Source organism: Paenibacillus sp. L3-i20 (assembly GCF_022180385.2).
Taxonomy (GTDB): Bacteria; Bacillota; Bacilli; order Paenibacillales; family Paenibacillaceae; genus Pristimantibacillus.
Genome location: NZ_BQME02000002.1, coordinates 512,660 through 531,745, shown reverse-complemented (window position 1 = coordinate 531,745; position 19,086 = coordinate 512,660). Strand labels below are relative to the sequence as shown.

Below are 19,086 nucleotides of genomic sequence, written 5' to 3'. Positions count from 1 at the left end.
CGTTCGTTTCCGAAAAAGCTATTGTTGTTTCATGTCAAACAATTGTAACTTTCTGGGGAGCGCAAGCGTTAATCGTAGTTCTGATCATGGAAAAGAAAGCTACGAAAAACTAGGTAAATGACCAGTGTCAATTGACAAGATCATAAAAAACCTGCCTCTCATTGAAAGGCAGGTTTTTCGCATTACTTTATCATTATACCGTACCAACCAACATCTAGTTTAACCAATTCATACTCAGTCTTGAATTCATGTCCATATTCAATTCTCGTCTCATCATAGAATCTCTTTACGGTATCATAACTTTCACAATAGACGATATGATAAGCATTTCCATAAGCCCTTTCCCAGTCGAAAATAAAACTGACGAAGTGCTTATTATCATACTTTTCGTACCTAATAAAATTTAATTTATCTTCAGACAATAACAGAACTTGTTTGATCTTGTTTTGCAGGTTCTCATCTACATCATCATGAAATTGATTTTCAGCAAAATATCCACCGTATTTGAAGAGAAATGGTTCATTGATGTAATGATGATCGCTCGCAAGACGAATGGTCTCTTTCTTGACTTCCTCAAACAATTCACGATTTTCCTTAAAAATATCAAATTCAACTTTAGAATCAAAAAAGTTCATGATCAAATAAAGAGCTAGAAACGCCACTAGAGTTGTCATTATAGAAATGATTACTTTATTGCGATTCATGACTTCACCTATCCATTAGGAAATTATGACTACTTAAGTGTCCCGCTAAAATCCATCTCATAATCAATTGTAGTAATGTATGGTGCATACTTCCCATTGAAGCGATCGTAATGTTGTAATGTGAACCAATCCACAAAACCATAATGATTAATTTCATCATCAGCGTCCAAGCCAAAATGATCATAAAAATGGAATACTAGAGTTCCACTAAATTGCCCTCCATCATTTTTGAAGTTCTTGATGGAAATATTATGACCATGGAAACCATGAATCGCAAGTGCTAATGCAAGATTGGTCTTCTCCGTAAATTTCGGATATGGGCTTTCGGATAAACTCATCATATAATTTTCCACTACGTTCATTTTCGAGTTTGGAACATACTCAAGCAAGGATAAATTGCCATCGTTGTTCCTCAACTGCTCTACGACGAAATCACGTGTTAAGTCAACATATTTTTTAGTGCTAGGGTCATTTATTACTTCATTGTCTAACTTTGTGTCTTTATACTTAATATATTTGCTTGTTTCAAATTCATCACCATTTGAAACTGTTGTGCCTTCGTTACTTCGGTTTCCATTTCTAAATGTAGAGAGCAAATCATCCAAAACATCTTTCATATCCGAACTAGCTCTGAATTTCCCAACAGCAAAGACGTCTGCCAGCTCTCCCCACATCATAAACTCCGGTGTAACGCCTGCTACTGAAAATACAAACCCTAAATCAAGCAGTTCATTATAAGTGTAATCATTAAATGTCAGATCATCGGATACGGTGCGATCTGGTTCCACTTTACCTTTCAGAATTCCTTCTCTATACGTAGACTGGTGAATTAATGCCTCTACATCGTCAGGGATTAACCGCCTTGAGTCTAAGCTGTCGTGCAAATCATCTCCATCGGTGTCTAGTAAATTTGGATTTGAATAAAGTGAAGCATAAACTTTGTTACCTACTTTGACAATACGGATCTCTTCACCATCTTTAAGTCCGTCATCATCGCCATCCTCGTCCAGGTAATTTATTTTGATTAAAGCTCCGCCAGTTCCTAATCTCAATCTTCCTGCTTGCATTTCTTTCTCATGATAATCACTTATTCCGTCTGTATCGGTATCTTTGTATAGATCTGACGTTTCTGCTATCGAATCGAAAATGCCGTACAATTGATTCGCGTTACTAGCATGATAATAACCACCACCTGTGCCACTCGCCATTGCTGACAGCACACTTTGTGAAACGCTGCTTCCTAAACCTACTGTGTATATGACAATATTATTTTTTGCTGCCTGTGCTGTCAGTGATGTATTATAGGATCCTTCTCCATCTGTGAGCATAATGATATACTTCAAAACATTCGCTCTCTCACTTCCAGCGAATAAAGTAAGTGCACTTGAAATCCCACTCGTCAAGCTAGTCCCGCCACTACTGTCAATGCGCCCTGCAGCGTCGTTTAAACTCTTCTTGTCCGAAGAAAAATTTGATAATATTGTAGCACGCGAGTCGAAATCGATAACTGCTCCACGATCGTTTTCCGATAATTTGTTAATAAACTCTCTAGTCACGTTAATTCTCACGTTGTTACGGTCGTTGCTAGTCATACTACCTGAAGAATCAATAACAAAAGCAATATCAAGTCCCGAATACTGCTCCTCCGGTGAATCATCATATAAGAACTCGTAAAGCCATACTTTATCGTATTCCGTTTTATTTAATAAAATATACTTCGAAAAATGTGTCGTTTCTACCGATACCATATTACCCACAACCTGTTGATTCGGTAACTCTTCAAACAATTGCGTTTTTTCATTAAAATAATAAATACGAGGTGCGAAGCTTTCCGTACTCAGTAAACTCTCATCAAATTCAAATGTTATTGTCGCTTTCTCAAAGTCACCGTCAATAGAAAACTCATAGCCATTATCTATATAGCCAGGGATCGTTGTGTCATCAAGAATACCATCTTCAGCTTCATATACGACTAAACTATCTACGTGTTCCGTACTTATTCCTTTAACTGTAACACTGGGAATTGTCTTTGCACTTTCGTTTTCAGCACGGATTGTCCTAGTAAATTTATCATCAAACACTAAAGGGTTACTTCCAATTTCATCTTCCCAACCGTCCGATAGTCCGTCTCCATCAGTATCAACGTTCAATGGTTCAGTCTTATGAACAAGAACTTCTTTACCATCTAATAAACCGTCGCTATCCGTATCGTTGCTAATGAAGCTTGTATTAATCTCCATCTCAGTCAAATTGTCTAATTGGTCTCCATCATTATCTTCATTCCCATCTAGAATGCCATCTTTATCACTGTCTCGAATAAGTGGATTGGTTTTCAATGCGATAAGCTCGTCTAGGTCCCTCAATCCATCTTCATCTGTATCTTCATTATCGATCGACAAGTTAAATTGTTGTTCATAATAATCTGGGATACCATCACCATCACTGTCCTTCTCTTGGTCGATCCCTATTGTATCCAGATTACTCTTATCGAAGTTCACAATAATATATTCTTTATTTACTTCGACTCCATTTATTAATTTTGCACTAAGTTTTAGCAGATTGTATCCCATGCCAAATCCAATATTTTCTACAGACCAAGAATCGGCAGCAGAAATAGTCCCTTGATTAATTACTGTTTTATTCCTATTAGAAATCTCATACGTTAATTGAACAACCTGAGAGGTTCCAACTAGTGTTCCAAATAGTTTATCCATTTTCGAAGTAAGGAAGTAGAATTCGCCATCAGCGCTATTTTGATGTTGCAATCCACTTGTATCAAGTTGTAAATGTACATTCACTGGAATGTCTTGCTTCATAGCAACTTGACTAAGTTGGTAATTAGCTGGATCCTTCACTGCATTTCCAGGCTTCCCAGTAAATCCAAGTGTGACGGTTTCACCAGGTTTAATGTTCGCATTATATCCTTGATTTTTTATAATGTAACGATTCCCTGTGTGCTCAGTGATTTCTGCCGTCCAGAACCTATCAATATTGCTATCATATTCAAACTGAAGCTTCCAATCTTCAATGGTTTCTTGTGAGATGTTTTTGATTCGAATTTCACCGTTGAATGCATCTTTCCAATCACTAGTCACTGTAAAATTAACTTCAAATTGCTCTAACGGTACTACTGCATCAGTACCCAAAAGATCGAATAAAGACGGAAGTAACAGCTCCCCGTCATACTTTGATGTAAACCCAAAACTTATGCTGCCACCCACTGCAATATCTTGATTACTTCCTGCATTTTTAATTACATACAAGCCATTTTCGTGAGATTTCACAATGCCGTTCCAAATATTTGTAATCTCATAAGGAAGTAAAAAACTGATCGCCCAATTATCAATTGGCTTGTCACTTGTATTCTGAATAGTTACATTGGCATTAAATGAGCCTGTCCAGTTGCTTGTAACTTTATAAACTACATGATACCCTTCCCCACTATACGTAGTTTCGAGTGGGCCTTCCTTGTTTGCTTCTGCTAGAACTGGTGTCGGTTGAAAAGATGAAATGGCCAAAAGCAGTGCTACTAATAATACAAAATAACGTTTTATAAATTGTTTCTTAAGCATGCATCAGATCCCCTTCATAGATTAATATTTTTATATTTGCTTATCAAAAATATTTGTAAAAAATTGTATTGTCAATCGGATTCGACATAACCTACGAAATTGTCGATAATATGAGTAATTAGAACTAGTATATTTCATGAGTTTATAGGTATTTTGGACTATTAATGAAAATCAACTAGTAAAAAATGACTCATACAAATTACTTAATAATTTTGAAAATAAGGAAATCTTGCCTGTAATAAATGGCCTATTAGGTCATCAAAATCCCTATAGAAAATTAGGCTTGCGATGCGACGTACAACTATGTCAAAATCCATGTAGACTTGTGAAGAACACTGTTGATTTACGTAAGAACCTAGCAATGAATTTTATTTAACTCTCAATACATTCCGTCGTACCAAAACTATCAGAACTATTTAAATTGTTTAGAAGGGAATGTGTAAAATGTTGAACGGGAATAATCACGGAAAACTACAGCTCGTTTTGGATATAGGCGGTGTTCTTGCAACTAATATCTCTCCAGTATTTTGGGATAAAGTGGCTGATCATGCTCAGTTGTCTAAGGAAACGTTATACGGAAGCTATAAAGAACAAATAAGCAAGAAGCTTTGGCGGGGTCATTTCACGGAAGTGCAATTTTGGGAGTGGCTTATTTTGCAATCTGGGACAATAACAATAGAAAAAGGGCAGTCATTCCTTGCAGAATCACTGCTCCCTCTTCCTGCAATAGATTGCATCCCTCGTTGGAGCCACTACGCAGATATTCATATTTTAAGCAATCATATTCCTTCATGGGTGGAACCTATTTTGTCTCCGATAAGACCTTATCTAGGTTTCGTCATTATTTCGAGTGACATTGGTCTAAGTAAGCCAGAGCGAGAAGCATTCAATTATGTAACTAATCTGTTGCCCAATCAAAGCAATATTTTGTTCGTAGATGATCAGATTAAAAACGTGATGCAAGCTGAATCTATAGGATGGCGCACTTTAATTGCTGATCCAGAAGGTAAATGGATAGAACAAATTGAGAAATTAATTAAATGCTAATCATATTTGTCCGCTAATCAATAGCAATAACAGGAATGCCACAACAGCTGCCGTCAAAACAATGGCGTCTTGTGTCAAAAAGGATAACCGAAAGCCTAGTGTTGATTTTTTCGTAACATTTCCATAGCCCCTTGCTTCAAGTGCATCTGCCATACTTTCCGCAAGTCGAAGAATTGAACGAATATAGGGGACAAGCAAAAATCGAAGCATACCTGCCGGGATAGCAGAGCCGCTTGATACGACTTTACCTCTAGCTTGTATAAGCTTGGCAAATCTTCCCCATTCCTTGAGGAGCAACGGTATAAACCGGAACACAAGTGTAACAAGCAAACTAAATGAATATATCGGTATTCGCAGCTTAGTTAACCAACCGAACGTTTGCTCAATCCCGCGTTGTAATCTTAAAGGAGTCATCAGAGCAAGCAAGGGCATACCAACAATCATGATAAGCAACAATTGTAGAAGCCGAATGGTCGTAGGCTCCGCTTTCTCCCACTCGAGTGCAAACGGGTTAAACGAAATCGCACCAATGACAATAAGCACCATAGTAGCAATTATAATTCCTCTTACAACAGGCAGCATGAACCGTGTAATGGGCCAAAATGGCGCTGAAACTGCGGCAACAATTAGAGCACCCCATGCGATTTGACTCAAATTAGTCAGCATTAAAATACCTGCAGTCAACAATAAGTAAGCAAGTACAATCGCTCGTGGGTCAAAATAGTCTGGACGAAGGAAATGTCGCTTCTGCTTCATTTTATTTGGCGTGTTTGTGTTTTCGTTCCTATTTTGTTGTACAACTGCATGTAGATGTACCCTAGCTGATCGTTCATTCTTTTTATGATCACTTACAGCGATATCCGTTCGTTCTATTTGAGAAGGTATTCCCTTATCGGTAGTTTTAGATGGGGATTCGCTCCTCATAGCTGCTTGTAATGCAGCAGCAAGCTCCTTCGGCGAAGGCCAAATCGCCCCGCCGGCAAGCTCCAATCCCGCAGCCGGCAAAGCCGCCTGCTCGCGCAGCAAAGCTACCGCGCGAAGCGCCTGCGGCGCAGCAGCAGCGAGCGACAACGCCGCTGCCTCCGGAGCCGCTTCGCGAGCTCTGCCGCCGTCCAAGACGACGACTGCGTCCGCAAGCGGCAGCAGCGCGTCAAGGTCGTGCGTTGCAACGACCGCTCCGCGTCCTGCCGCCCTGTGCGCTGCGAGCACCGCGCACAGGCGGCGAGTACCGACGGCGTCAAGCCCCGCCGTCGGCTCATCAAGCAATAGCCAGTCTGGCTCGCATGCGAGCAGACAGGCCATACTAAGGCGACGCTGCTGGCCACCGCTCAGCGTCCAAGGATCATGCGCAAGCAGAGAAGACGGGAGCCCAACCTCCTTGAGCGCGGCATTCATCCGCTTCTCGCTCTCTTCTGTTGTTAGCTTATACGGTCGCAAGGAAAACGCTAACTCTTCTCTCACTGTGGCAGCGAACCATTGCGACTCCGATTGTTGCAAAGAAATACCTAATTTCATTAGAACATCAACGTTACGTTTTTGTTTCGTTCTCTTCTTTCTCCCGCTTCGCTTTCCCTCCTGCCAAATCGAAGCAGCACCTAACATCACTTCGCCAGATTGAAGTAACCTAAGACCAGCCATCGTCTCTAATAGAGTCGACTTTCCCGCTCCATTATGTCCGATCAGCAAAGTGATTTTTCCTGACTGAAAAGTCAGGTCCACATCTTGGAGAAGTGTAACCTCATCTTCAATTCCTGCTGTAACACAAACGCTATTTAATTGCCAATTAGCAGCCATAACGAATCACCGCTTCCGCTAGTTGCTCGGCCTTTAATGGAATCGGGGATAAATATATCCCTTCCTTTTCCAACTCCCACGCTACCTGCACCGCATATGGAGCCTCTAGAAAATATCGTTCACATACACTGTCACTTTTACCTGCTGTACTTCGCTGGAACATCTTAGCTGCACTGCCGTCATATACGATTTTTCCTTCGTCTAAGACGATTACCCGATCATTTTGCTCTAATTCATCCAGCTTCTGTGTAATCCATATAATAGAAGCTCCACTCTGATGAAGTTCTCTTACTTTTTCTAATACATATAGAGACATGATTGGATCTAACATCGCTGTCACCTCATCAAGAAGCAACATTTGCGCATCTATAGCAAGGCAGCCAGCTATCGCCACCAACTGTTTTTGTCCACCAGAAAGCGAATCTATCGGTTCCTTCTCCTTGTCCTTCAAACCTACAGCAAGAAGAGCTTCTTCTACTTTTCGTTGGATGAGTTCGCCTTCAATTCCATGGCGCTCCATCATAATAACGATATCCTCCCACGCCGTAGAGCCGATAATACCTGCATCTGGCTGCTGCATGACGATTGGTGTTGGAGCTTCCGTTAACTCACCTTTATTTCGTACTATTTTCCCTTTTATCTCTTGGCGCAACAAACCTGCCATCGCTTTTAGCAGCGTACTCTTCCCACTGCCATTGGACCCTATTATCGTAACCCATTCACCTTGCATCACTGTCATAGATATAGAATCAAGCAACGGTTTTTGGTCATAATCACCCAATATAAACGGAGTTATCGTTACATCTTCAAACTGAATACGACAATAATCTAGCAAAAAGTTTCACCTTACCTCTTCCCATGATCATGCAGTTGTGCTAAAATTCGAATCGTTAACCTTAGATTATATTAAATAGTTAACAATCAAATTGCAACTAGTTTAAAGGAGTCGTTACTTTTATGCAAAGCAATTCTATTCGATCAATGGTTTATGTAGCTTTATTCGCAGCACTTTTTATTGTGCTCAGCATTCAACAAATGCGATTTAACATTTCAGTTATTCCTATTACCCTTCAAACATTTGGCATCATTTTGGCAGGCTTATTTCTTAAACCGCGACTCGCATTTATGAGCTTGGCACTTGTTATCCTTCTTGCATTCTTCGGCCTTCCACTGTTCGGCGGAAAAGGCGGTATCTCTCATCTAATTGGGCCAACAGGTGGGTTTATAATTGCTTTTCCATTCTGCGCAATGTTTACAAGTATGGCGATAGAAAAGCTTTTATCTTCCAAATGGATCATCAGTAAAAAAGTGCTTACAACGATCATTCTATTTGCAATCTTCATGCTACTTAGTTCCATGCTGTCTTATTTACCTGGATTACTTTGGTTTAAAAATGTAGCTTCATCCTATACATGGACTAAAATCTATACAATGGGAGTATCCTTCTTGCCAGGCGATGCAATCAAATCATCTGTTGGTGCACTAGTGGCTGTATCTATGCTATCGTTCGTGTACCGTTTCCGTAAAGGTTCCGAAGTTAAAGGCAAACAATTGTAGACCCTCTTCGTACTAAACGGTTGCAAAACAAAATCCGCCCGCCTGCTATGGCTTTAAGCCGTAGTCGGCGGGCGGATTTTGTTATATTACACAACTCACTGTTGCACGATTAATCGCTGCATTCCTCAGGAGCTTCCTCACGTGCATCTTCAACATTTATACGATCCGACACTGTATCACGAATAATTGTTACAACTAGCTGCAATAAGTAATTGATATCAGCTTGGCTTTGTTGGAACTGAGATACGATTGGCATACCGTCAAGCTCATCTTGCAATAGCCCCATCTCAGCTTCAATCTTTTTGACCATATCTGGATTTTTGAAAGTTGTTTCGAATGCTACAACTTCCTTTTGCTTTTTCTTAATTTTAGTAATAAGCGCTTGTACACGTTCATTTACATTAATTTGTTGTTCTGCACGACGATATAGCTGTACTTCCTCGGAGCTAAAGATAACCTCTGCAAGTTCTTTCGTTTTTGCCATAATATCTTCTTTTACAATAAGATCACGTGTGTGGAAAGAAGGAATATCTTCAGTTCCGCCATGATGACTACAAGCTACCCCATGTGCATGATCATGATGTCCTGCATTTGATTTTACTTGTTGTTCTGCCATTCGTTATCTCTCCTATTTATACCGTTAACTAACGGCTTCATCTAGGGCCGATCCAATCGGCTCCGCTTTGATATACCATGTTTGAGCATCTGTCACACGAGCTTGTACGAAAGTACCGATCCATTCTTTGGGACCTTCCAAATGAACCAACTTGTTCGTCCGAGTACGCCCAGCAAGTACATTTGAATTGTTTTTGCTTTCACCTTCGATCAGTACTTCTACCAGTTTACCACGCATAGCTTCGTTTTTTTCTCGTCCAAGCGCCGCTATAAGATCGTTCAAACGTTGTAAACGGCGTTTCTTCGTCTCCAGCGGAACATTATCCTCCATGCCTGCAGCAGGAGTTCCTTCCCGCGGAGAGTATATAAAGGAATATGCAAATTCAAATTCGACTTCCTTAACGAGTGTCATCGTTTCTTCGAATTGCTCATCTGTTTCGCCTGGGAATCCAACAATTATATCGGTCGTTAGAACAGCATCTGGAATCGCACGTTTAATCTTTGCAGCCAGTTCCAAGTACATCTCTCGCGAATATTTGCGGCTCATTCGCTTGAGCACTTCTGTACTGCCTGATTGTACAGGCAAATGGATATGCTCTACAAGATTCCCTCTCCCAGAGAGCACTTCGATCAAATGATCATCGAAATCTCTAGGATGGCTAGTCGTGAATCTGACCCTTGGAATATCAATCTTCGAAATCGCAGACATCAGATCGCCGAAGCGATACGTCATATCTTCAAAATCTTTTCCGTAAGCGTTAACGTTCTGTCCGAGCAATGTAATTTCTTTGTAGCCTTGACGAGCAAGCTCACGAACCTCTGCAATTACATCTTCTGGCTTACGGCTACGTTCTTTACCCCGTGTATACGGGACGATACAATATGTACAAAACTTGTCGCAGCCATACATAATATTGACCCATGCTCGCATGCCATCACGTTTCTTCGGCATATTTTCGATGATATCGCCTTCCTTGGACCATACCTCAACGACAAGCTCTTTGCTAAAGTACGCATTTTTGAGCAAATGCGGAAGACGATGTATATTATGTGTGCCAAAAATGACATCAACAAACGAATGTTTCTGTAGAATCCGACCTACGACAGATTCTTCTTGAGACATGCAACCGCAAACACCCAAAATAAGATCAGGGTTTTCGGTTTTAAGCACCTTTAGATGACCTAGTTCCCCAAACACTTTATCTTCTGCATTTTCACGAATTGCACAAGTATTTAGAAGAATAACATCGGCCTGCTTCCGGTCCGCAGTTGCGGTATAACCCATTTCCTCGAACATGCCCTTCATTACTTCGGTATCATGCTCATTCATCTGACATCCATACGTCTGGATCAAATAGTGTTTGCCAATTCCCATCGTTCTGAGTTCCTCCGGAATGGAGAAATCATAGTGAACTTGAATTTCTTCTTTGCCCCGCTTCTTCTCATCCTTATAGGATGGAGCTGAGTTAAGCTGAATATTACGGCCCTTGATACGAACCGTAGTAGTGCCGTCTACTTCGCTAACAATCTTCGCATCTGAGAAATCGAAATATTTGGAGTAGTCCTTTTCGTTGTTCGCAGATGGCGTCGCATCCGTACTTCTCGTCAGCTTCGTCATTATGTTCACATCCCTTGTTCTATATCTCCATGCTCTTTCAACAACAATCTATAAACATCAATTAGTAATTATATCATAGTTTCACTTGACTAATCCATCGTAGGATAGGTTTACCCCTGTTCTATATTCCGAAAAAGAGGATCGATGTACATTTCACAAAACTGTTCATAGATTTGATCTTTTGTATACCCTTTCACTTGAACAAGATGCCTATACGTATGCGGCGACAATATTGCAATATAAGAATGTACAACAAACTCCACATCAATGTTACGCATCAGACTATCTTGATCCACACTATTAAGCAAATCACTTAACATTCCATGCAGGAAATGATATGGCTGCGATGTATAAAAATCATCTTTATTTTTTTCAAGAAGCTGATGAGCATGTATAATACCTAACATCCCAGATTTTTCATCAAGAAACGCAACAATAATGGCAATAATACCTTTTAATCTACTTTGGACAGATAATGTAGAAGCATTCGTTAAGTAATTCGATACATCACAACGTATACGATCAAAGTTCTCTTGCATCATACCTATACATAAGTCCGCTTTATTGGAATATCTGCGATAAAGTGTTCCTTGACCTACTCCGGCAGTCTTTGCTATTTGATGCATGCTCACGCAATCAATGCCATGCTCACTGAACAATTGAGTAGCTGTATGCAATATTGATTTGCTAACCGCTTCCTTTGTCCGACTATTTTCAGAATCCGCCATTGTGTATTCTCCTCACATAAATACAAAAAATCCGATTGACTTTTAGCCCAATCGTCCGTATTATTCAGTAATGCGGACAATTGTCCGCTAAATGATTCACACCTCTTATTGTAGCCTCGGCGCAATAACAGGTCAATCATTGAGAGAGATAAACCCTTTAAAGGGATAGGAGGAATTTTGATGTCATCAGTATCATCCAAAGCAACAAGCTCTGGAGAAGTTACCATCAAGAGTATTATGCTGCCGCTCATGGCTATCATTGTTGGTATGTTCATGGTTATTTTGGACGGCACAGCTATGAACGTTGCAGTCAATCAGTTCATGGAGGACTTCGAGAGTACGTTCACTTTGGTTCAATGGACCATTACGGGATATGCTCTTGCTCAAGCAGCGGTTATTCCGCTAGCAGGATGGTTATCTGATCGTTTTGGCGCAAAACGAATTTTCTTGATTTCAATCGTTTTGTTTACGATCGGTTCTGTTCTTTGCGCATTTGCAACAACTGTCGAACAACTCATTATATACCGGATTCTTCAAGGTCTCGGCGGAGGCATGGTCGCACCAATTGCGATGGCCTTTACTTATCGCCTCAGCCCTCCAGGAAAGCAAGGTGCGGTTATGGGTATGATCGGTATACCAATGTTGCTTGCACCTGCACTTGGACCAGTTGTAGGCGGATATCTAGTCGAATTTGCAACTTGGCACTGGATCTTCCTGATCAACTTGCCAATCGGAATTATCGCTGTATTTGTAGGATTAAAAACACTTCCTAATTTGGAGCGTCAGACTGTTCCTGCACTTGATATTCTTGGTATCATTCTTGCTCCACTTGCATTTGCTATGCTTGCTTATGGTATCAGCTCAGCTGGCGGCGAACATGGTCCTGGAAACGGCTGGACATCTCCAGAAACGTTAATTGGTCTTATTGTAGGCGGCGTTGCTTTAATTCTGTTTATTATTGTAGAACTAAGCCGCAAACAACCACTATTGGAGCTTCGTGTCTTTAAATCGAGCGACTTTACTCGCGGAATCATTTTGCAATGGATCGTACAAATTGCATTATTCGGCACACTCTTTCTTTTCCCTATCTTTTTAATTGGGGTAAAAGGTTACTCCGCTTTCGAAACTGGATTAATTCTGTTGCCACAAGCACTTGCAGCTGGTATATTCATGCCTATCGGCGGTAAGTTGTTTGACAAGTTCGGTGCAAGGCCAGTTGTTGTATTTGGTTTAATACTCGTATCAACAGGCGCATTCTTGTTATCGTTTATGAGCGCTACAACAACTATTCCACAAATTATGGTTCCGCTTGTCCTGCTTGGATCCGGCATGGGTTTCTCCATGATGCCGCTTAACACCCATATTATTCAATCTGCTCCAAGACATCTTGTTGGTCGTGTTACATCTCTAACTGGTGCAGCACAACAAGTATGGACATCATTTGCTATCGCTGGTTTATCTACATTGCTGGCTAGCAGAATGAAGCATCACACAATCGAAAGTCCAGGACCTAACATTCCTTATTTGACTTATGGTGATGTATTCCTAGTTCTTGCGGGCATCGGTGTCCTCGGTATTATAGTTGCCTTGCTGCTTCGTAAGCCAAAGCAACAAGAAGAAACAAGTCCAACCGGCGAGAAGCAAGAGATGTCTATGATGATGGGACATTAATTTTATTTAAAACAAAAAAGATGCTAAGCAATGGTCTAGACCACTGCTTAGCATCTTTTTCTTATGTTTCTATTCTACGATTTCCGCTAGATCTCCGTTATTAACACCCGCGGCATTCGCTTCGTCTGTATCAATATGCATATCAAGTGCAAAGTCTTCGGATACTCGAGCTACTACATGCTCGAACACAACTCCACGTTCTCCGCCTACACGGACACGAAGCTTCTGCTTATCCGTAATACCAAACGCTTCTGCATCACTAGTATGGAAATGAATATGGCGCGCTGCAATAATTACGCCCTCTTCGATTGTAACTTCACCAGCCGGTCCCTGTAGCGTAATACCTGCTGAACCTGCTATTTGACCGGATTCTCTTACCGGAGGTTTTACGCCAAGTGCAAATGCGTCTGTACGCGATACTTCAAGCTGAGTGCTTTTACGAACTGGTCCAAGAATACGAACTTTTGCAAAAGTACCTTTCGGACCAACAACCGCAACAGTTTCATTTGCTGCGAATTGTCCTGGCTGGGAAAGAGCCTTCATTTCTGTCAAACTGTAACCTTGTCCGAATAAAATGTGAACATGCTCTTCTGAGAGGTGAATATGTCTTGCTGAAACGCCTACTGGCACTTGTTTAATCATGGTGTGTCACTCTCCGTTTTCTATGTATGTTGTTTGTGAAATAAAAAGCATACGACTCATAAGCCGCATGCTTATCATAGCACTTATTTAAATTCAGCCACAAGTTGGTCGAATTGTTCTTGTGTCATTTTCAAATCCTGCTTTGCAAGTCCTTCTGTTTTAAAGCCAGTAACCATATCCTCATACGATTTGCGGGACGTATTCTGATAGATCAAACCTGTAAGCAATCCGTTTGTTTCCATTATTTTGTTCATCGCTACGATACGATCCGAAGGATTGTAATCTGGGAATTGCTCCAAGTTCACGATATTTTCTTTAAACCAGTCGTACGTATTAATTTTATTAAATGTAACGCAAGGGCTGAACACATTAATTAGGGAGAATCCTTCGTGTTTAATCCCTTGTTCGATCAATCCCGTCAATTGCTTCAGGTCGCTTGAGAACGATTGAGCTACGAACGTAGCGCCTGCAGACATAGCAATCTCAAGTGGAGACAAGGTCGTTTCAATCGAGCCTTCCGGTGTCGATTTTGTTTTGAAACCTTCCGCACTGCGCGGTGAAGTTTGTCCTTTAGTCAACCCATAGATTTGATTATCCATCACAATGTAGGTAATGTTCAAGTTACGACGAATAGCATGAACAGTATGCCCCATACCGATTGCGAAGCCGTCACCATCGCCGCCCGAAGCAATAACTGTTAGCTCACGATTCGCAAGCTTAACCCCTTGAGCTATTGGCAAAGCTCTACCATGTATACCATGTAGTCCATAAGCATTGATGTAACCGGATATACGACCAGAGCAGCCAATACCAGATATAACTGCAAGATCATGTGGCTCAAGACCAACATTAGCAGCTGCACGTTGAATAGCAGCCTGAATGGAGAAATCTCCACAGCCCGGACACCAGTTTGGCTTCAAATCATTACGAAATTCTTTAAATGTCGCCATCTCTTAACTCAGCTCCTTACAAGCTTTATATACTTCAAGCGGAAGGAATGGATTACCATCATATTTCAGCAGACTTTCCATTTTCTCTGCTAAACCTACATTCATTTTCACTTGACCGGCAAGCTGTGCTGTTGCATTGTTCTCGACGACAATAACCTTCTTGGCATTAACCATATAAGGTTTAAGCAAATCCGTTGGGAATGGATGTATTTGACGAATCGTAATATGATTGCTCGTTATACCATCTTGGGACAAATGCACTCTAGCTGCATCAATTGTACCGCCTGTCGATCCCATGTCAATGATCAGGAGGTCAGGGTTGTTATGCGGTGCATCGATACGAAGCGCATCTCTGATCGCTAGATTATTAAGTTTCCCAAGTCGCTTATCCATCATATTTTGACGGTTGACAGCGTTTTCCGATGGACGACCAACTTGATCATGCTCAACTCCGGTCACATGATGTATACCGCCCTTTTCACCGGGCAATACTCTTGGTGAGATGCCATCATCCGTTAGTTCATAACGTTTGAACAACGCATGACCTTCAAGTGGTGGAGCATCTTTTACAAGCTTGCCACGGGAAATCGCAATTTGACTGAAGTCCAGTGTATCACAAGACTGCTTGCCTAGTGACAATTGTAAATCTGTCATTACGATTACTGGCACTTGATATTGCTCTGACAGGTTGAAAGCTTCAATCATATCATAGAAACAATCTTCTATTGATGCAGGTGCGATTACAATTTTCGGAATTTCACCATGTGTTCCATAAACCATTGCGTTAAGATCCGATTGTTCTTGCTTTGTAGGCAAGCCAGTCGATGGACCTCCACGCTGTGTATTAACGATAACTAGCGGAGTTTCTGTCATACCCGCAAGACCTATCGCCTCCATCATTAGAGACAGTCCAGGACCCGCTGAAGCGGTCATTGTACGCACGCCAGCATAGTTTGCACCAATTGCCATCGTAGCGGCAGCGATCTCATCTTCTGTTTGAACGACTGTGCCGCCAAACTTCGGAAGTTTCTTGATCAAGTATTCCATAATTTCCGAAGCGGGAGTGATTGGATATGCTGACATAAGGCGGCAACCCGCTGCTAAGCTTCCAAGTCCAATCGCTTCATTCCCAATCATAAACAGCTTTTGCATTCCATCGGCATCTTCGAGCTTGAACTCGTCAAGTGGCCCACCAGCCTGCTCCAACACGAATTCAGCACCTTGCCTAACAGCTTCAATATTTTTCTCAACGATAGCCGGACCTTTACGTCCAAACTCTTCTTCTACTGCTTTATTAAATACTTCAATCGGCAAGCCTAGCAAAGCCCAAGACGCTCCTGATGCTACCATGTTCTTCATTAATGACGTACCGAGATCCTCGGCCATCTTCGTAATTGGAACTGCAAACAGTTTTGCATCGACACCTTCTGGTATAGTCGGATTAAACTTTGCATCTGCAACAACTACTCCACCAGAACGAAGCTCGTGAGCGTTAAGATCAATACTCTCTTGATCGAATGCCACAAGGATGTCCAGGTCATCCGAAATCGCGCGAATAGGCTTCGTGCTAATACGAATTTTATTGTTAGTATGTCCGCCTTTAATACGTGATGAGAAATGACGGTACCCATATAAATAATATCCTAATCGGTTTAGCGCCGTGGAAAAGATTCGGTCGGTACTCTCTACGCCTTCACCTTGCTGGCCGCCGATCTTCCAAGACAATTGACTAATCAAAGTGCCCATCTCCTCTGCTCCATTAAGGTGCATGATTTTCGACAATTTAGCCATTATATAATAGAAATGATAATAGTCACAACAATTTTATGTTTGTAACCGCAGTTTTGCAAGATGAAAACGCTTGTATAAACGATAGTTTGTTTAGATTAATATCATATCATTTCGAGATCGATAGAGGATTAGCTCGTAGAAAGTTGTCCTCTCAGAAATCGAAGTGCATTTTTAGATAGAAACCCCTCGGTTTGATTTGCTGAATAGCGTTTAAGCAAAGCATTTTTTAAGGCAATTACTTGCCCAGGGTGCGCAAGCCGCTCTACGTAAACATCTATGCCATCGAAATCTGATCCTAGCATTATATGATTTTCCCCACCTATTGATCCTATGTAATCAATGTGACGAATAATATCATCAATTGTAGCCTTGCCGCTAGAATTAAGGAATGTCGGTACGTATGTAATACCTATTATTCCGTTAGCTTCTATTATCGTTTTGATCTGTTGATCATTTAAATTCCTCGGATGATTGCATATTGCTCTCGCATTGGAATGAGAGGCGAATACTGGCTTGTCCGATAATTTGACTACATCCCAAAACCCTCTCTCTGATAGATGAGACATATCCAGCATAATGCCAAGGTCGTTGCATTCTTTTATTAATTCAACCCCTTTGGCTGTCAATCCACCTCCTCTTTGTTCCATTACACCGTCTGCTGCCCAATTTGCCTGATTCCAAGTTAGTCCTGCGGCCCGCACGCCAAGCCGATGCAAGTTGCGCAACATCGCAAGATTACCTTGTAACCCATCTACACCTTCCAATGACAATAATGCGCCAATCTTACCTTCTTCTATGCAATATTCCAAATCATCAGATGTAAGAACCAAATGTATATTGGGACAAGTAAGTACTTTTTCATAAAACAGATCAATACTGTCCAGAATAGGAGTCATATTTCCATTCAGCTTTTTGGGAATATATATTGCAAATGTTTGTAACAGTGTGCCTGCATCCTGCAGCCTCTTGTACGTCACATCTAAGGAACCAGATTCATCATTTTTAAAGTTAAGTTTTTCATCGAGCAATAATTTGCACAACACATCACAATGAAAGTCGATCACTTTCATTTAAGGCACTTCCTCTCTCAACATTATCAGTGCAAAAAACCTGTTTACAACGTAAACAGGCCAACAAATCGAACCGTATGAGAGTGGTGTTACCCTGTTAGCGTGGTTCTACAATTAATTTAATAGCTGTACGATCTTCCCCATCAATCACAATATCCGTAAACGCGGGGATGCAAATGAGATCTACACCGCTGGGAGCAACAAAGCCCCGCGCAATCGCAACTGCTTTAATGGCTTGATTGAGCGCTCCAGCACCAATCGCTTGTAATTCGGCGCCTCCTCGTTCACGTAGAACACCTGCCAACGCGCCTGCTACGGAATTTGGATTGGACTTTGCTGATACTTTTAATACATCCATTTAAAGAACCTCCCCTGGAATGTTGGATGGATTCCACTTTTAAATAGTATTCGAGAGAAGGATAAAGATTCCTGCTTTTATTAGAACCACTTATCTAATAGTTCTGAATAATCAGACTTTTAATAAAAAAAGCTTCTCTACATGAGAAGCCAATCGTCTTCGGTTAATCTTATTTTGACCAGTTTGGTAGCTTTTCCAGTCGCTTCATCGATCTGAACGGACAAGCCATGCAAATGCCATTTTCCTTCATCTACAACAAACCGTACCGGCATTTGAGTCAAAAATTTGTGAATAACAGCGCTGCGCTCCATTCCGAGCACGCCTTCCTTTGATCCAACCATACCAACATCAGTTAAATAAGCTGTCCCGCCAGGCAAAATCGTATCATCATTTGTTTGAACATGTGTATGCGTTCCCAATACGATTGAAGCTCTTCCGTCCAAGTACCAGCCCATTGCAATTTTCTCCGATGTAGCTTCTGCGTGAAAATCAACTAATATCGCTTTTGTGTGTTCTTGTGCGATATCGATCAATTCATCTGCTGTACGAAACGGACAGTCGATTGGCGGAAGAAACACTCGTCCTTGCAAATTAATAATTGCAAGTTTCTTCCCGTTTCCTTGAATAATCGACATACCTTGACCCGGCGCTTCATGGGAAAAGTTCGCTGGTCTAACGATACGAGGCTCGTCATCAATCCACTCGAATATATCTTTATTATCCCACGTATGGTTACCCATCGTGATTCCATGAACGCCCCATTCAAAAAACTCTCTAGCAATCGTTTTTGTAATCCCTCTACCTGCCGCTGCATTTTCACCGTTAACGATAATGATATGCGGATTATATTTATCCTTCAGAGCCGGCAAAACTTGCTTCAAAGCATTTCTACCTACATTTCCAACGATGTCCCCGATAAATAATACATTCATGCCATTTACCTTCCTTTTTATGCTCATCAATGCAGAA

General features: G+C 41.2%; 16 protein-coding genes. 3 read left to right on the top strand and 13 right to left on the bottom strand.

Features of this window, described 5'->3' with window-relative positions; all coding sequences use genetic code 11:
- Positions 1-182: 182 nt before the first annotated feature.
- A complete protein-coding gene (locus tag MFF31_RS15765) occupies positions 183-704 on the bottom strand; it encodes a hypothetical protein (protein ID WP_238189088.1) in 522 nt (173 codons plus the stop codon).
- 29 nt (positions 705-733) lie between these two features.
- Positions 734-4,276 carry a DUF3289 family protein gene (locus tag MFF31_RS15760; protein ID WP_238189086.1) on the bottom strand — a complete coding sequence of 1,181 codons (3,543 nt, stop codon included), beginning with the start codon at positions 4,274-4,276 and terminating at the stop codon, positions 734-736.
- A gap of 444 nt (positions 4,277-4,720) precedes the next feature.
- On the opposite strand from MFF31_RS15760, the gene MFF31_RS15755 reads away from it, so the two are divergent.
- Complete coding sequence (locus MFF31_RS15755) at positions 4,721-5,323, top strand: HAD family hydrolase (protein WP_238189084.1); 603 nt, start codon at positions 4,721-4,723, stop codon at positions 5,321-5,323.
- Here MFF31_RS15755 and MFF31_RS15750 read toward each other — a convergent pair whose 3' ends face one another.
- Together MFF31_RS15750 and MFF31_RS15745 are read right to left on the bottom strand one after the other, a co-directional pair.
- On the bottom strand, positions 5,324-7,117 hold the full coding sequence (locus MFF31_RS15750; protein WP_238189082.1) for an ATP-binding cassette domain-containing protein: 1,794 nt from the start codon (positions 7,115-7,117) through the stop codon (positions 5,324-5,326).
- A complete protein-coding gene (locus tag MFF31_RS15745) occupies positions 7,107-7,952 on the bottom strand; it encodes an energy-coupling factor ABC transporter ATP-binding protein (RefSeq protein ID WP_238189080.1) in 846 nt (281 codons plus the stop codon). Before MFF31_RS15745 ends, MFF31_RS15750 begins: the two co-directional genes overlap by 11 nt.
- Before the next feature lie 122 nt (positions 7,953-8,074).
- Between MFF31_RS15745 and MFF31_RS15740 the strand changes: the two genes are divergently transcribed.
- Complete coding sequence (locus tag MFF31_RS15740) at positions 8,075-8,674, top strand: biotin transporter BioY (RefSeq protein ID WP_238189079.1); 600 nt, start codon at positions 8,075-8,077, stop codon at positions 8,672-8,674.
- A gap of 109 nt (positions 8,675-8,783) precedes the next feature.
- Here the strand turns inward: MFF31_RS15740 and MFF31_RS15735 are convergent, their stop codons facing one another.
- From MFF31_RS15735 to MFF31_RS15725, 3 genes are all read right to left on the bottom strand, one after another.
- Positions 8,784-9,290, bottom strand: coding sequence for a YlbF/YmcA family competence regulator (locus tag MFF31_RS15735; protein ID WP_238189078.1), 507 nt, complete (start codon positions 9,288-9,290; stop codon positions 8,784-8,786).
- 24 nt (positions 9,291-9,314) lie between these two features.
- Complete coding sequence (gene miaB, locus MFF31_RS15730) at positions 9,315-10,907, bottom strand: tRNA (N6-isopentenyl adenosine(37)-C2)-methylthiotransferase MiaB (RefSeq protein WP_238189077.1); 1,593 nt, start codon at positions 10,905-10,907, stop codon at positions 9,315-9,317.
- A gap of 110 nt (positions 10,908-11,017) precedes the next feature.
- A complete protein-coding gene (locus MFF31_RS15725; protein ID WP_238189076.1) occupies positions 11,018-11,635 on the bottom strand; it encodes a TetR/AcrR family transcriptional regulator in 618 nt (205 codons plus the stop codon).
- A gap of 180 nt (positions 11,636-11,815) precedes the next feature.
- On the opposite strand from MFF31_RS15725, the gene MFF31_RS15720 reads away from it, so the two are divergent.
- A complete protein-coding gene (locus tag MFF31_RS15720; RefSeq protein ID WP_238189075.1) occupies positions 11,816-13,306 on the top strand; it encodes a DHA2 family efflux MFS transporter permease subunit in 1,491 nt (496 codons plus the stop codon).
- A gap of 69 nt (positions 13,307-13,375) precedes the next feature.
- Here MFF31_RS15720 and MFF31_RS15715 read toward each other — a convergent pair whose 3' ends face one another.
- The 6 genes from MFF31_RS15715 to MFF31_RS15690 form a co-directional block, all read right to left on the bottom strand.
- A complete protein-coding gene (locus MFF31_RS15715; protein ID WP_238189074.1) occupies positions 13,376-13,948 on the bottom strand; it encodes a phosphate propanoyltransferase in 573 nt (190 codons plus the stop codon).
- An 83-nt stretch (positions 13,949-14,031) separates the two neighbouring features.
- Positions 14,032-14,898, bottom strand: coding sequence for a 2-oxoacid:ferredoxin oxidoreductase subunit beta (locus tag MFF31_RS15710; protein ID WP_238189073.1), 867 nt, complete (start codon positions 14,896-14,898; stop codon positions 14,032-14,034).
- Between the two features lie 3 nt (positions 14,899-14,901).
- Positions 14,902-16,635 carry a 2-oxoacid:acceptor oxidoreductase subunit alpha gene (locus tag MFF31_RS15705; RefSeq protein ID WP_238189071.1) on the bottom strand — a complete coding sequence of 578 codons (1,734 nt, stop codon included), beginning with the start codon at positions 16,633-16,635 and terminating at the stop codon, positions 14,902-14,904.
- 182 nt (positions 16,636-16,817) lie between these two features.
- Positions 16,818-17,759: a dipeptidase gene (locus tag MFF31_RS15700; RefSeq protein ID WP_238189069.1), complete on the bottom strand. Its 942-nt coding sequence runs from the start codon at positions 17,757-17,759 to the stop codon at positions 16,818-16,820.
- A 97-nt stretch (positions 17,760-17,856) separates the two neighbouring features.
- Positions 17,857-18,117, bottom strand: a complete 261-nt coding sequence (locus MFF31_RS15695; protein WP_006036664.1) for a stage V sporulation protein S — start codon at positions 18,115-18,117, stop codon at positions 17,857-17,859.
- A gap of 137 nt (positions 18,118-18,254) precedes the next feature.
- On the bottom strand, positions 18,255-19,049 hold the full coding sequence (locus MFF31_RS15690; protein ID WP_238189068.1) for a TIGR00282 family metallophosphoesterase: 795 nt from the start codon (positions 19,047-19,049) through the stop codon (positions 18,255-18,257).
- Between the last annotated feature and the right edge of the window lie 37 nt (positions 19,050-19,086).

Bases quoted from the DNA above. Each gene is read 5' to 3' on its own strand.
- MFF31_RS15750 (WP_238189082.1), bottom strand. From the start codon at position 7,117: ATGGCTGCTAATTGGCAATTAAATAGCGTTTGTGTTACAGCAGGAATT.
- MFF31_RS15765 (WP_238189088.1), bottom strand. From the start codon at position 704: ATGAATCGCAATAAAGTAATCATTTCTATAATGACAACTCTAGTGGCG.
- MFF31_RS15690 (WP_238189068.1), bottom strand. From the start codon at position 19,049: ATGAATGTATTATTTATCGGGGACATCGTTGGAAATGTAGGTAGAAAT.
- MFF31_RS15715 (WP_238189074.1), bottom strand. From the start codon at position 13,948: ATGATTAAACAAGTGCCAGTAGGCGTTTCAGCAAGACATATTCACCTC.
- MFF31_RS15700 (WP_238189069.1), bottom strand. From the start codon at position 17,759: ATGAAAGTGATCGACTTTCATTGTGATGTGTTGTGCAAATTATTGCTC.
- miaB (WP_238189077.1), bottom strand. From the start codon at position 10,907: ATGACGAAGCTGACGAGAAGTACGGATGCGACGCCATCTGCGAACAAC.
- MFF31_RS15740 (WP_238189079.1), top strand. From the start codon at position 8,075: ATGCAAAGCAATTCTATTCGATCAATGGTTTATGTAGCTTTATTCGCA.
- MFF31_RS15725 (WP_238189076.1), bottom strand. From the start codon at position 11,635: ATGGCGGATTCTGAAAATAGTCGGACAAAGGAAGCGGTTAGCAAATCA.
- MFF31_RS15735 (WP_238189078.1), bottom strand. From the start codon at position 9,290: ATGGCAGAACAACAAGTAAAATCAAATGCAGGACATCATGATCATGCA.
- MFF31_RS15760 (WP_238189086.1), bottom strand. From the start codon at position 4,276: ATGCTTAAGAAACAATTTATAAAACGTTATTTTGTATTATTAGTAGCA.
- MFF31_RS15720 (WP_238189075.1), top strand. From the start codon at position 11,816: ATGTCATCAGTATCATCCAAAGCAACAAGCTCTGGAGAAGTTACCATC.
- MFF31_RS15710 (WP_238189073.1), bottom strand. From the start codon at position 14,898: ATGGCGACATTTAAAGAATTTCGTAATGATTTGAAGCCAAACTGGTGT.
- MFF31_RS15755 (WP_238189084.1), top strand. From the start codon at position 4,721: ATGTTGAACGGGAATAATCACGGAAAACTACAGCTCGTTTTGGATATA.
- MFF31_RS15695 (WP_006036664.1), bottom strand. From the start codon at position 18,117: ATGGATGTATTAAAAGTATCAGCAAAGTCCAATCCAAATTCCGTAGCA.